General features: G+C 53.4%; 12 protein-coding genes. 4 read left to right on the plus strand and 8 right to left on the minus strand.

Annotation, left to right across the window (positions count from 1 at the left end; genetic code table 11):
• Positions 1–141 precede the first annotated feature (141 nt).
• On the plus strand, positions 142–669 hold the full coding sequence (locus tag L6H98_RS15545) for a type 1 glutamine amidotransferase domain-containing protein (protein WP_236416498.1): 528 nt from the start codon (positions 142–144) through the stop codon (positions 667–669).
• Between the two features lie 154 nt (positions 670–823).
• Here L6H98_RS15545 and ptsP read toward each other — a convergent pair whose 3' ends face one another.
• From ptsP to aroA, 4 genes are all read right to left on the minus strand, one after another.
• Complete coding sequence (gene ptsP, locus L6H98_RS15550; RefSeq protein WP_236416500.1) at positions 824–2,584, minus strand: phosphoenolpyruvate--protein phosphotransferase; 1,761 nt, start codon at positions 2,582–2,584, stop codon at positions 824–826.
• Positions 2,581–4,461: a glucose PTS transporter subunit IIA gene (locus tag L6H98_RS15555; protein WP_236416502.1), complete on the minus strand. Its 1,881-nt coding sequence runs from the start codon at positions 4,459–4,461 to the stop codon at positions 2,581–2,583. Before L6H98_RS15555 ends, ptsP begins: the two co-directional genes overlap by 4 nt.
• 345 nt (positions 4,462–4,806) lie before the next feature.
• Positions 4,807–5,241 carry a CoA-binding protein gene (locus L6H98_RS15560; RefSeq protein ID WP_236416503.1) on the minus strand — a complete coding sequence of 145 codons (435 nt, stop codon included), beginning with the start codon at positions 5,239–5,241 and terminating at the stop codon, positions 4,807–4,809.
• A 36-nt stretch (positions 5,242–5,277) separates the two neighbouring features.
• Positions 5,278–6,573: a 3-phosphoshikimate 1-carboxyvinyltransferase gene (gene aroA, locus L6H98_RS15565; protein WP_236416504.1), complete on the minus strand. Its 1,296-nt coding sequence runs from the start codon at positions 6,571–6,573 to the stop codon at positions 5,278–5,280.
• A gap of 151 nt (positions 6,574–6,724) precedes the next feature.
• Here aroA and L6H98_RS15570 point away from each other — a divergent pair, with 151 nt between their 5' ends.
• Positions 6,725–7,030: a rhodanese-like domain-containing protein gene (locus L6H98_RS15570; RefSeq protein ID WP_236416505.1), complete on the plus strand. Its 306-nt coding sequence runs from the start codon at positions 6,725–6,727 to the stop codon at positions 7,028–7,030.
• Between the two features lie 55 nt (positions 7,031–7,085).
• On the opposite strand, the gene L6H98_RS15575 is transcribed toward L6H98_RS15570, so the two are convergent.
• The 3 genes from L6H98_RS15575 to L6H98_RS15585 all read right to left on the minus strand — a co-directional run bounded on the left by L6H98_RS15575 (position 7,086) and on the right by L6H98_RS15585 (position 10,123).
• A complete protein-coding gene (locus L6H98_RS15575) occupies positions 7,086–7,595 on the minus strand; it encodes a shikimate kinase (protein WP_236416506.1) in 510 nt (169 codons plus the stop codon).
• Between the two features lie 315 nt (positions 7,596–7,910).
• Positions 7,911–9,320, minus strand: a complete 1,410-nt coding sequence (gene gndA, locus L6H98_RS15580) for an NADP-dependent phosphogluconate dehydrogenase (protein ID WP_236416507.1) — start codon at positions 9,318–9,320, stop codon at positions 7,911–7,913.
• Positions 9,321–9,523: 203 nt separating this feature from the next.
• Positions 9,524–10,123 (minus strand): hypothetical protein, encoded by a 600-nt coding sequence (locus L6H98_RS15585; protein ID WP_236416508.1) that lies wholly within the window; start codon positions 10,121–10,123, stop codon positions 9,524–9,526.
• Between the two features lie 213 nt (positions 10,124–10,336).
• Here L6H98_RS15585 and L6H98_RS15590 point away from each other — a divergent pair, with 213 nt between their 5' ends.
• Entirely contained in the window at positions 10,337–10,960 is a 624-nt protein-coding gene (locus L6H98_RS15590; protein WP_236416509.1) for a DUF1054 domain-containing protein, read from the plus strand.
• Positions 10,961–11,053: 93 nt separating this feature from the next.
• Here L6H98_RS15590 and L6H98_RS15595 read toward each other — a convergent pair whose 3' ends face one another.
• Positions 11,054–12,352 (minus strand): MFS transporter, encoded by a 1,299-nt coding sequence (locus tag L6H98_RS15595; RefSeq protein ID WP_236416510.1) that lies wholly within the window; start codon positions 12,350–12,352, stop codon positions 11,054–11,056.
• A gap of 201 nt (positions 12,353–12,553) precedes the next feature.
• On the opposite strand from L6H98_RS15595, the gene L6H98_RS15600 reads away from it, so the two are divergent.
• Complete coding sequence (locus L6H98_RS15600; RefSeq protein WP_236416734.1) at positions 12,554–14,029, plus strand: aminotransferase class I/II-fold pyridoxal phosphate-dependent enzyme; 1,476 nt, start codon at positions 12,554–12,556, stop codon at positions 14,027–14,029.
• Positions 14,030–14,141 lie beyond the last annotated feature (112 nt).

The raw sequence follows: 14,141 nt of genomic DNA on the forward strand, positions 1-14,141 counted from the left end.
CCCCAGAAGATGGTACCTTATGAGGAAAGCATACATCGACACGAATCGTTGTACCGACGAAAATGCTGACCGTGAAGCCGTCCACAAAATTTGTTACAATAAATCGCGATGGTGAACACGTTCAATAAAGGAGAGATGATCATGAGATTAACCGGTAAGAAAGTTATCGCCCTTGTCGATGAAGAATTCGAGGATTTGGAGCTATGGTACCCGGTCCATCGGGTTCGTGAGGAAGGTGCGGAAGTGCATCTGGCCGGCGAAAAAAAAGGAAAAACCTACATTGGAAAATACGGCGTTCCAGCCGAGGCCGAATACAGCTTCGACGAACTGGAAAGCTCGCAATATGACGGCATTCTCGTTCCCGGGGGATGGGCGCCGGACAAGCTGCGCCGATATCCGAAGGTGCTTGAGCTGGTCCGCGAAATGCATGCCGACCGCAAACCCATCGGTCAAATCTGCCATGCGGGCTGGGTACTGATCTCAGCCAAAATTTTGGAAGGCGTTACGGTAACCTCTACGCCAGGCATTCGGGACGACATGGAAAATGCCGGAGCGATCTGGAAGGATGAGGCGGTAGTCGTAGATGGCCATATCATCTCGGCCCGCCGTCCTCCCGACCTGCCTCCCTATGGCAAAGCGTTCTGCGATGCGCTCGCGAATAACCAATAATGACATCGCAACTTGGTTGACCGTCTGAAAACGCATATGCCAAACAGGCCGGACCGCTCCTTTTGCCCGTTAAAAGGCGTTTTATGGATGGCGGCCAATAAATGAACGAGCACCCAACCCGGTTTGGCTAAATCGGGTTGGGTGCTCGTCGTTTTTACGATGCATTCGAATCGTTTTGTTCGTCAGGACTGCAATTGGCGTTATTGAAGGCTTGCAGTCTCTCCTCGATCTCTTCGCTAGTGCGAAGGCCGAAACATGCTCTCGCCGTTTCTTTCGCTGTGCTAGCCGTCGTGTTCAGGGCCCGGTGTTTGACCCGCAGGAGAGACTGGGGCGACATGCTCAAATTGAAAATGCCAAGCTCCAGCCAGAGCGGTATGGACCGCTCGTCTCCCGCCATTTCGCCGCAGACGCTGATTCCGATTCCCGCACGGTGCGCCGCTTCCGCCGTTGTGCGCAGCATCCGCAGCACCGCAGGATGATACGGATGGTACATGTGGGCAATCTGTTCGTTCATGCGGTCAACGGCGAGGACATACTGTACCAGGTCGTTCGTGCCGATGCTGAAAAAGTCCGCTTCCTCTGCCAGCAAGTCGGCAATCATGACGGCGGCCGGCACCTCGATCATGATGCCGACCTGAATATGCGGATCGTAAGGCAATCCGCGCTCATCCAGATCATGCATCGCTTCGCGCAAAATCGCATTGGCTTGTCTGAGTTCTTCCACGGAAGAGATCATCGGATACATGACCTTGACGTTGCCGGCAGCGCTGGCACGCAAAATGGCCGTAAGCTGCGTTTTGAACAGGTCTCTACGGTCCAGGCTTATGCGAATGGCACGATATCCGAGGAATGGATTATCTTCTTCAGGCAATTCAAAATAGTCCAACTGCTTGTCTCCGCCGATGTCCAGCGTTCGGATGACGACAGATTGGCCTGCGGTTTTTTCCGCAACAAGCCGATACACCTCATATTGCTCCTGCTCGCCAGGGAACGTCGCCCGGTCCATGTACAGAAACTCGGTCCGAAACAGTCCGACCCCCTTGGCTCCGTGCTTCAGCGCAAGCTCCAGTTCTTTCACGGAGCTGATATTGGATGCCAGGTGCAGCGTTTCTCCGTCCTTCGTAACGGCGTCCACCGTGGCAAGCACTTGCAATTGCTCTTTTTTCTTTTGCTGCTGGGCGCGGAGCACCGTATACCTTTCCACCGTTTTGCGGTCAGGCTCCGTAAACACCAAGCCGTTATCGCCATCGACAATCAGCAGGTCTCCGGTCTCCACCGGCATGCCAAGGTTCGCTTCCAGTCCGGAAACGAGCGGTATGCCCAGTGCGCGGGCCATGATGGCCGAGTGAGACGTTTTGCCGCCAATCAAGGTCACGATGCCCAGCACGTAGGTTGGATTCAGATGCGCCAATTGGGAAGGCGACAGCTCCTTCGCCACCAAAATGTACGGCTGGGTATCCGAAGGAAGCGTAATTTCGGGCGCTCCCAGCAGATGCTTCAGGAGCCGATTGCCGACGTCCTTGATATCGATGGCCCGTTCCTTCATGTATTCGTCATCCAACAGATCGAACATGGTGACGAAATGGTCGATCGCTTCTTTGACCGCCACTTCGGCCGCCTTGTACTGACGTTCGATGATCCCGCGGATTTCGTTCATGAACACCGGGTCTTCAAGGATGGCCAAATGGGCATCGAAGATGCTCGATTCCTCCGGACCGACTACTTCCTTGAACTCGTTTTTGATGTTTTCGATCTCGTCCTTCGATGTCCGTATTCCCTCATACAGTCGTTCGAATTCCTGGGCAAGGTCTACCGAGTCCATCTTCTGATCCGGCAGGTCCCACTCCCAGCTGGGCAGGACAAATGCTTTGCCGATCGCTATCCCTGCAGCGCCATTGATGCCTTCTATCTTCATTCTACCCCTCCAACGTTCCTGTCATAGAGCACCACGGACATAACGGATGCCTGACCTTTCTTGACATGCTTGAACGGAGCAAAGCTCCAGGACTTGACGCGATCCGGATTGGTGATCACCATCGGTGTCGTTAAGGACGCCGCTTCGGTCCGCAGCTTCGCGAGATCGAAACGGATGAGCAGCTGCCCCGGCTCCACCGTGTCCCCTTCCTGCACAAGCGCTTCAAAACAGCCTTTCAATTGCGAAGTGTCGATGCCGATATGCAGCAATACTTCCAAACCTTCCCGGGTCGAAATGCCGAGTGCGTGCATGGTCGGATAGAGATGCATGATCGTCCCGTACACAGGGGAAACCAATTCCCCTTTTTCAGGTACAAATGCAACGCCGTCACCCACCAGTTTGGCCGCAAAGATCTGATCCGGCACTTCTTCGATCGGCAGCATTTTGCCTTGAACCGGGGCGCAGAACAGCACCTGCTGCAAATCCCGCTCAAGCAGCTTTGCGATCTCTTCCCGGATCAGCTCCGAATATGTACCAAACACCACTTGCACATTGCCGCCGCCCAGCTTGATCAGGCCCGCGGAGCCCAAACTCTTCATCGCTCCCGTATCGATAAGCCTGTCATTGTGAACCGTCAGCCTCAACCGGGTGATGCATGCCTCCACCTGCACGATGTTCTCCTTGCCTCCCAATGCTTCCAGCACAAGGGGAGCCTGGTAAGGAATGTTGCCCACCCAATCTTCCAGCACGGAGCCTTCCTCGCGGCCGGGCGTTGGAATTTTGAACGTGCGAATAGCCCAGCGAAACAGAAAATAATACACCAATCCGTAAAGAATGCCGAGCGGAATCAGCTTCCAGGCATTTTCGGACAGATGGAAATTGATGATGTAATCGATGATACCCGCCGAATAGGAAAACCCGTGGCGTATGTCCAGCCAGTATCCCATCCACATGGCGATTCCCGACATTACGGCATGCACAATAAACAGATAAGGTGCCGCAAACAGAAATGCAAATTCGATCTGCTCCGATACCCCTGTCAGGAAACACACTAACGCAGACGTCAAAAACGTCTTTTTGATCTTGGGCTTGAGATCTTCCCTTGCTTCCTGAATGATGGCAAACGCGATCGCGGGAATCGCAAACATCATGATCGGGAACAGTCCTGCCATGAAATATCCGGCGGTCGGATCACCCGCAAAAAAACGCGGCAAATCCCCCTGAACGATATGGCCATCAGGTGTCTGATAGGTGCCGAGCTGGAACCAGAACACGTTATTGAGCAGATGGTGCAGCCCAAACGCCACGAGCACCCTGTAGAGCACCCCGTAAATGAACAGCCCGAACCCGCCCAGACTGTACTCCCACGAAGCGATCACATTAAGCCCGTTTTGAAGAATGGGAGCAATCCACAGCATAAAACAGGAAAACAAGGCCGAGCACAGCCCCACGATCAGCAAAACAAACCTGGAACCGCCGAAAAATTGCAAAATCTCGGGCAGTTTAATGCTTTTAAACCGATTATGCGTAACCCCGGCGAGCGCGCCAAGGATGATTCCGATTAATGAAGCAGGCTGAACCGTCCCGTCCCCGAAATGACGAATGACCTGATCGTAAATCACGATGCCCGCAAGCGCGGCAAGCCCCGCCTGTCCGGCTTGATTGGAGAGGCCAAGCGCTACGCCGACGGCAAACATGTAGGGCAAAAAATAAAAAATACCGCGTCCAGCCACGGTAGAAATCTCGCCAACAACGTTTAGTCCCCAGGCATCCCAGGGCAAACTGCCAACGCTGAGCAGAATCGCTGCGGCGGGCAAAACCATTGTGGGCAGCATGACTGCCCTTCCGAGCTGCTGCAAGGACCCGAGCCAATTCATGGCGTCCTCTCCTTTCTATCCTTGATGGTAAGCTTTACGGAACGTTTTGTCAAAACAAAACGAGTGCGTGCCAAAAATTAAAACATCCCTTGCGACACATGTCAAAAAGGCCGTATCCTCGTGCGGTTTGCCTTTGGCATCGGCACTCACTTCAACGCTTACCCGAAGCAAAAATTCCTCTCCTGCCTAACCGGTCATTTCCTTGGTCTGGAAGGTTTCGCAACGCCACCTTACGGATGCGAAACCCCGCCAACCTTGGGGGGTCAACGGGGTTTCGACAAGCGGTTTATGAACCTGTTATTCGCAGGGCACAAGTCACAGGGCTGCCTTCAACATGAAAAGGCCTTAACCTCTTCCGGCGCTCCGCAGTGCGTAATCTTCCACTTTGATGCAACGATTCGTAACAGCCGTCATGCCGTTGTCGGCTGCAATCTGCACGGCTTCGTCACTATGGATTCCGAGCTGCAGCCAAAGCACATTGGCATGGATGGCAGCTGCTTCGCGGGCAACGTCGGCGCAAAACTCGGCGCGGCGGAAAACGTCCACGATGTCAACGGGCTCCGGAATATCCGCCAGAGAGGCATACACCTTTTCACCAAGAATCTCGCCACCACTTGCCTGCGGATTGACCGGAATGATCCGGTAACCTCTGCTCTGCAGTGCTTCCGCAACCAAGTAGGAAGTCCGGTCCGGTTTGTCCGACAGACCGACAATCGCGATGTTGCCTGCATTGCGCAAAATGTGTCCGATCTCTTCACGTGTAGGGTTGTTGAATTCCATGCAAAGCACCGTCCTTTTCAGCAAACGTTTGTTATGTTATCCTTCTACCCATTCCACCGAGGCTCCAAGCGCCCGCAGATGGTCGAAGTATTGAGGATAAGACTTGGCTACATGATGTGCGTCCCGAATACGAATCGGCTGTTTGGCACGCAGGCCTACCACCGTCAGTGCCATAATTACGCGATGGTCGAAGTGGGCATTGATCTCCACACCGCCCTCCACGCCTTCAGGACGTCCATGCACGATAATCTCGGCTTGGCGTTCCTCCACATTGGCACCAGCCTTGCGCAGTTCGTTCAGATAATCCGTAATTCGGTCGCATTCCTTGTAACGCAGGTTCTCTACATTATAAAACCGGGAGGTGCCTTCCGCAAATACGGCCGCCGCGACCATCGCAAGCACGGCATCCGTTGCCGCATCGCCATCGAATTCCACGGCCTTCAACTTGCCGTTGCCCTGTACGTGAACGACATGGTTCTCATGCGTCAGCGGCACTTCCATCATGCGCAGTACGTCCACGATGGCGCGCTCTCCCTGTTTGCTTTGTTCCATCAAACGCTGGATCTTCACGTCCGATTGCGTAACTGCCGCTGCGGCGAGCACAGCTGCAGACCCGGGATAATCCCCCTGAACAGTATACGTTTGCGGTTGATAGGACTGGCCGCCCGGCACCCGGAAAGACATGTAGTCATCGCTCGCGTGGATGACGATCCCCGCCTGCTCAAGCACTTCGAGCGTTTGCCCGATGACAACCTTGGATTTCAAATCGTTCAGCACTTCGATCGTGCTGTCTTCCGCCAGAAGCGGCGTTACGAAAAGCAGTGCGCTCAAATATTGGGAGCTGACGGAACCGGATACGCGGATATGACCGCCTTTCGCATGTCCCCCCTTGATCGTGATCGGCAGGCGTCCTTGCTCGTGCTGAACTTCGACTCCCATTTGGCCGAGCGCATCGATCAGGTCGTCATGCGGGCGTTTGCCGAGCGATTCCGGATACGTGTTCACGAACGTCACCTCAGGGCAAAGCGCGGCTACCCCCATCAGAAAGCGCAATACGGCTCCCGCGTTCCCCACGTTGAGTTCGCGCACGTCGCGCGGGTGTTTGCCAAAACCTTGGATCACGATTTTGCTGTCGTCTTCCTCCAGCACGGCGCCAAGGTCGCGAATGCATCTGCGCATCGCATCGCTGTCCTCGCTGTGGGCAGGGAAATGAATGGTGCTTGTGCCTTCTGCCAGTGCTGCCGCAAGCAAGTAACGCGTCGTGTAGTTTTTCGAAGACAAAGCTCCGATGTCCCCTTTCAGGGTAGGTGTCGGTTTAACGATAACGTCCATCGATTAAATTCTCCTTCATTGATCAGATTCATTCGAAATAAGGTGCAATGCTGATGTCGATAACCACAATCGGCTGCAAGCCAAATTGACATTTCACTTGCCGCTTCGTATCATTATAGGCGTTAAGTCCATACAGAAAAGAGGACCTGAAATGACACAAATCGCTGAAATTCTGCCTTCCGAACTGCGCAGCCGCCTGCAAGCCGGCGAGAAGCTGCAGATGATCGACGTCCGCGAGGACGAAGAAGTCGCCCTGGGCATGATCGAAGGCGCCAAACATATTCCGCTCGGACAAATTCCGGACAGATTGTCCGAAATCGAGAAGACGGGCGAAATCGTCTTGATCTGCCGCAGCGGCTATCGCAGCGAGCGTGCCTGCGAATACTTGCAGCAGCTTGGCTACGAAGGATGCACCAACATGGTTGGCGGCATGCTGCAGTGGCAGCAGGAAGAATAGAGTGGATCAGGAACGGGCCGAAAGGCCCGTTTTTGTTTCCGGAACATTTACAGGCTTAGACGCGGTAATGCGCTAAAATTAAACGGGTCACTTCAGCGGCGGATAGCTCGGTTGTATCCACGGTGTGATGTGCGAAAAGGTACGCGTCTTTCCGCTCCTGCATAATGGTACGAATTCGTTCCTCCGCATTGCCGGCAAGCAGCGGACGATGGTCTGAGCCGCCGATGCGTTCGACAATGGCTTCGGGATCGGCCGTCAAGGCGACAACCCAGCCTTGTCCTGACATCTCGTCACAGTTATCCTGGCGCAGCACGATGCCGCCGCCCGTAGCGATGACCTGTGATTCGCTCGCGAGCACATTGCGAAGCACCCGGCTTTCCGCATCCCGGAAATACACTTCTCCCTTGTCTGCAAACATCTCGGGAATCGTACAGCCTTCCTCTTTCTCTACCTCGGCATCCAGATCTACCAGCTGATAACCAAGCTCATTTGCCAGCATCTCCGCCACGGTTGACTTGCCGGTACCCATCATGCCGATAAGAATAATATTGTTCGACTTGCTCAAGGTGTACACTCCTTTAATTCCAAGCAACTCATGGACACTTTTGTTTGTCCTATCATAACACACCCCCACGGACTGGGGAAGTCGTTTCATGGACCGGGACTGGCGCCTGTCATTCCGGGCAAGGATGTTCACCCGCGCTTGCACTGAAAGGGATGGGACAGATGCACATTTATGCCGCCTGCGTGTGTACTTCACTCCAAAAAGGCCTGGAGCCGTCCGGCATTGCCGGAACTCCAGGCCTTTCGCCGATCCATGCGCGGGAATCAACGTATGGATCGCAAACATTCGATTCGTCCAAAAACCAAAGAATGCGTATTATTCCATCCAGTTGTGGTGGAACGAGCCTTCTTTGTCCACGCGTTTAAACGTGTGCGCGCCGAAGTAGTCGCGCTGAGCCTGCAGCAGGTTGGCCGGCAGACGCTCTGTGCGATAGCTGTCGTAGTAGGACAGCGCGCTGGAGAAGCCCGGTACCGGAATACCTTGCGTTACCGCTACGGACACCACTTCGCGCCATGCATCCTGGTACGATTCCACGATGTTCTGGAAGTAAGGGTCGAGCAGCAGGTTTTTCAGCTCGGCATTGTTGTCGTACGCTTCCTTGATGTTTTGCAGGAACTGCGAACGGATGATGCAGCCGCCGCGGAAAATCATCGCGATGTTGCCGTATTTCAAATCCCAGCCGTACTCGTCGGAAGCTGCGCGCATTTGTGCGAAGCCTTGGGCATAGGATACGATTTTACTTGCGAACAGCGCTTTGCGCACGCTCTCGATGAACGCAGCTTTGTCGCCTGTGAAAGCGGACGCGGACGGGCCGTTCAGGATTTTGCTTGCCGCTACGCGCTCGTCCTTCATGGCAGACAAGAAGCGCGAGAATACGGATTCCGTAATCATGGACAGCGGTACGCCCAGATCCAGCGCGCTTTGGCTTGTCCATTTGCCCGTTCCTTTTTGTCCGGCAGCATCCAGGATGACGTCGACCATCGGTTTGCCTGTTTCCGGATCGTATTTGGAGAAGATGTCGGCCGTAATCTCGATCAGGTAGCTGTCGAGTTCGCCTTTGTTCCACTCCGTAAAGATTTCATGCAGCTCTTCGACCGAGACGTTCAGCACGGATTTGAGCAGGTGGTAGGCCTCACCGATCAACTGCATATCTCCGTACTCGATGCCGTTGTGCACCATTTTTACATAATGTCCGGCACCGTCTGGTCCGATGTATGTACAGCAAGGATCGTCGCCTACTTTGGCGGAAATCGCCGTCAGGATCGGTTCGACGAGTTTGTAGGCACTTTCCTGTCCGCCCGGCATGATCGCAGGGCCTTTCAGCGCGCCTTCTTCACCGCCGGAGACGCCTGTGCCGATGAAGCGGATGCCTTTATCTTCCAGCTCTTTGCTGCGGCGCTGCGTGTCAGGGAAGTAGGCATTTCCGCCATCGATGATGATGTCGCCTTCGTCCAGATGAGGCAGCAGCTGTTCGATCGTTGCGTCCGTTGCGCTGCCCGCTTGAACCATGATCAAAATTTTGCGCGGGGATTCCAGGGATGCCACGAACTCTTCGATGGAGAACGTGCCTGTCAGGTTTTTGCCTTCCGCTTCTTTCAAGAGGTCGTGCGTTTTCTCCGGGGAACGGTTGAATACTGACACCGTAAAGCCTCTGCTTTCAATGTTAAGGGCCAAATTTTTTCCCATGACTGCAAGTCCGATTACGCCGATCTGTTGTTTAGCCATCTGGTCCTCCATCCTTTAATCCACTGTATTTTTGGGTTTGGAGTTGTCTCCCGACAACACTCTCATTTTAACGGTTTTACGCATGGAAGTGAACCCTGTCCCCCTTGCCGACAAGGCGAAAACACCTCAATCCGTTGAGGTGTTCATCGTATAGTCATAAATCGAAACCTCCCGCCACTCTCATACATCCAATAATTGTATATTTAACCTTCCATCATCAGCAATTGTCTGGAAAGACGTTCCAGCGTTTCCCGACAAGCAGCCGCTTTGTCTGCATTGCCTGTCAGCAGGGCGGCGTGCAGCCGCTCCAGTTCATCGTCAACCTCCATACGCAGCAGCATTAACCGCTCTTCGCCTTCATGAGAGAGAAACATTTCCTCCATATCCTCCGCCGTCGGGGCGGGTCCCTTTTGGAAAATGACGCGCTGCTTGAAGCCGGTCACCTCGACAAGCCGGATCACTTCGCCAAACAAAATGTTTTCCACGGTCATTTGATGGTCCTTGAACCGTTTCACCACGGCATGCCCGCGCGTGTCGCCAATCAGCTTCTCCAGCCACTCGGCCAGCTTGGCGTCCTTGATGATGTAATCGCCCGTCATTTTGTAATTGCCGCTGCGCGTATGTTGAAAACGGAGCTTCACGAGCTTGCGCCCTGTGCGGACAGAGAGAATGATAAAGGATTCGTCCTCGCTCCAATATAGTGAATACCCTTCTCGGATCAGGTCTTTGATCAAGTTCTGGATATGCCGACGGTTGAACCGCAGCTCCACATTGCAATATTCAACTTCGTAACTTTTGTTCACGGCATTCCCCTCCATCTATATCGGTTTGTTCCGGCCGTTTCCGCATCCCTTCTTCAAGTTGGCTTACCCTATTTTATACTTCATTTTATGTAAGGGTACTTGGTTAGTTGACTATTTTTCGCCCAATCGGCCCGAATGGATTGGATCCATTGGACGAGCCGGGGCAATCCCCCGGATTTCATGATATAATGGACGCGAAACGGAGGTAATCAGATGACTTTTTCGGGGTTTAACGATAACGATTTTGATGTTTTCCAGATACCTGGACTGGAACCGCGTATGGAAATGCTGATCGAGCGGGTACGGCCGAAGCTGGAAACGATCGGAGCAGAGCTTGCGCCGTACCTGACGGAATTGTGCGGGGAGGAAATGTTCGTGCATGTGGCCAAACACGCGCGCAGAACCGTCAATCCGCCTATAGATACATGGGTGGCCTGGGCCTCCTCCAAACGTGGATATAAAGCATTGCCACACTTTGAAGTGGGTTTGTTTGGCACGCATCTGTTCGTCATTTTCGCCATCATCTACGAGAGTCCGAACAAAGCGGCATTTGCCGAAGGGCTGGAGCGCCAGTTGCGGGAAGTACGCCGGTTCATGCCGCAGGGTTACTATTGGTCCATGGACCATATGTCGCCCACAGGTACCCTTCAGCAAGATATGCAGGATGAGGATTACGATAAAATCATCACCAAGCTGAAGACGGTGAAAAAAGCCGAGGTGATGTGCGGCCTGCGTATTGAGCGCGATGATCCGCTGGCGGCAGACGGCGAAAAGCTGCTTGAAACCGTGCGTCAAACGTTCAAAACGTTGCTGCCTTTGTATAAAATGTCATTTTAGCCGGCTGTCGGACATGCCGGCTTATAATCAAAAAAGCTTCCGAGCCTTTACCTGGCCGGAAGCTTTTTTGATTTATCCAGTTTGTCCCCTGCCTTATTTGGCCGGCACGGTTCGATACGGCTTCCGCGAAAGCACAAAATGCACCGCCGCCAATGAAGCCATCACCACCGCGCTGGCGATAAACGGAGCCGGGTGACCGACGTGGTCCCAGAGCAAGCCGGATACGATGGGGCCTACCACCATGCCCGACCCTTGAAGGGTAAGAAAGAAACCCCAGATGGCCCCTCGCTCTCCCTTGGGAATCAGCGTCGCCACAAAGGTGTTCCAGGCCGGCAAAATCATGGCATAGCTAACGCCAACCAGCATGACGATGCCGAATACAACCGGAATCGAAGTGATGGAGGCAAATGCCAGCAAACTGGCTGCAGCGAGCAAAAAGCCCATGTTCAGAAACAGGGATGTACCGAACCTGTCCACCATTTTGCCGACGGGCAGCAGGGCCAGCACCGTAATCCCTCCGCCCGCCACCAGCAGCAGGCTGTACAGATTCGGCGAAATATGCAAGTCCGTACGCGTATACAGCGTAATGACCGGGCTGAGCAATCCAATGACGAAGGATTGCATGAACAAGGCCGGATAGACGAGCGGATTTACGTTTAAAGTGTCACGCACCCGCTGCAATGTTTGCTGCACACTTTTCTTGAGCCGAAACAGCGGTGTGAACAGATGAGGTTTCGCCGGCACGTTTTTCTGTCTCCCTTTGTTCGCAGCCTCTGAATGCTCTCCCTCCACGACTACATGTCCTGGCAAGATCATGGCGACAAGAATGACCAGGACGGCACAGCCCAGCAGCACGAGAAAAATGGTGCGGTAATCGTGATGCGTCCGCTCAAGCAGCCAATTCATGCCAACAGGGCCGAGCCCCGTGCCGCCAAGCGCAGCCATCTCCAGCGCGCCCATCGCAGTCCCGTTTTTGTTCTGGGGGCCGGACATTGCCGTTACTCCTGTCATCGCGCACGGCCATAACGGAGACGTGCCGATGCCGAGAATCAGGCAGGCCAGCGACAAGCCGAATGAGCTTTTGAAAAAAATAATCATGATGAGCGCAAGGAGGGTGCACACTAATGCCGTCACCATCGTTAGGCGAAAACCGATTCGCTCGGCAGCCCATCCTGACGGGGCACGAAACAAATTATCTCCCAAATATTGCAAAGCAAAGGCTACGCCGATAATCCCGGCGGACAATCCAAGGACGCTCCCCATGTATACGGGAAGGACGGCGACGAGCAGCGCCCCTTTAATGACCTCGACCAAAAACAAGGTCAGCCACATGGCGATAAAAAAAGGCGTGCGCAAAATGTTGGTCGGTTTGGTTGCTGGTTGTGGTTGCATGTTTTTCCCCTTTCAGCGTTCATTCGTTGGCTTATGGACCCGCCTCAGGCGAACAAATTCGCCCAAATCCTTGTAATTTGAAATTTTGTCATAAGGATTGCTTGCATTCGGTCCCACATTTGCTATACTCATTTTTGTTTGATATAAAGTTTCCTCATGAAACTGAACCCATTTTAATGAAGAAAGGTTGTGACAGCACTGATGGATCACCGCCGTACGCCGCTGTTTACCGCTTTAACCAATCACGCGGCACTCAATCCGGTGCAATTTCATATTCCGGGACATAAAAAAGGATTGGGAACGGATACCGAGTTTCGTGAATTTATCGGCGATAATGCCCTGTCCATCGATTTGATCAATATCGCTCCATTGGATGATCTCCATCAGCCTACAGGCGTCATTCAGGAAGCGCAGATGCTGGCCGCGGATGCCTTCGGAGCCGATTATACCTATTTCAGCGTACAGGGCACAAGCAGTGCCATCATGACCATGATTTTGTCAGTATGCGAACCGGGCGATAAAATTATTGTACCCCGTAACGTGCATAAATCGGTCATGTCAGCCATTATTTTCTCGGGAGCCAAACCGGTATTCGTCTCTCCCGCACAAGACGCAAATCTGGGCATCGACCACGGAGTAACCGTTCGTTCGGTCAGGCGTGCGCTTGAGCGTCATCCAGACGCCAAGGCATTGCTTGTCATTAATCCGACGTATTTCGGCGTATGTACAGATCTGAAGGAGATCGTGGAGCTGGCGCACAGCTACCAGGTTCCTGTGCTTGTCGACGAGGCGCATGGCGTGCTGATTCATTTTCACGAGGACCTGCCGCTTTCTGCGATGGCTGCCGGAGCCGATATGTCCGCAACGAGCGTTCACAAGCTGGGCGGTTCCATGACACAGAGCTCTGTATTGAACCTGAACACCAAAAACGGGTTCGTGAACCCGCAGCGTGTACAGACGATCCTCAGTATGCTGACTTCAACCTCAACATCATATATTTTGCTGGCTTCATTGGACACGTCCAGACGCAATCTGGCACTGAATGGCCACGCTATGGCACAGAAAGCCATCGATCTGGCTGAATTCGCCAGAAGAGCCATCAACGACATCGACGGATTGCACTGTTTCGGCACAGAATTGCTTGGAACGGAAGCAACCTTCAACATGGACCCGACCAAGCTTACGATCCATGTTCGTCATCTGGGCATTACCGGTTATGAGACCGAAAATTGGCTGCGTGAGCATTACAATATCGAAGTCGAGCTTAGCGACATGTACAATATTTTGTGTCTCATCACTCCGGGTGATACGGACGAATCGGTCGACATTTTGCTGAACGCGCTGCAGGATCTGTCCCGTACGTATTACCAGGTCAACCCGGCGCATGAACTGGTCGTCAAAGTACCTGACATCCCGCAATTGATGCTCACTCCGCGTGATGCCTTCTACGGCGACACGGAAGTTATTCCGTTCAAGGAGTCTGCGGGACGCATTATAGCGGAATTTATTTATGTGTATCCTCCGGGCATTCCGATTCTGTTGCCGGGCGAGGTCATCACTCAGGAAAATATCGACTACATTGTCGATCACGTCGAAGTGGGCCTGCCCGTAAAAGGACCTGAGGACCGCAGCGTTACGAATGTTAAGGTGATCGTGGAAGCCGACGCGATTTTCTAATCGATCCTCATGCTTCTCTCACGACAAGACTGCTCAAGACCAGGCCATCAGGCCTGGTCTTTTTAATGCGCAGGATCGATCTTTCGGGCAGCACAAAAGCCCCCTTGCAAAA

Origin of the sequence: Paenibacillus sp. JJ-223, assembly GCF_927798175.1 — a bacterium.
Classification (GTDB): domain Bacteria; phylum Bacillota; class Bacilli; order Paenibacillales; family Paenibacillaceae; genus Paenibacillus; species Paenibacillus hubeiensis.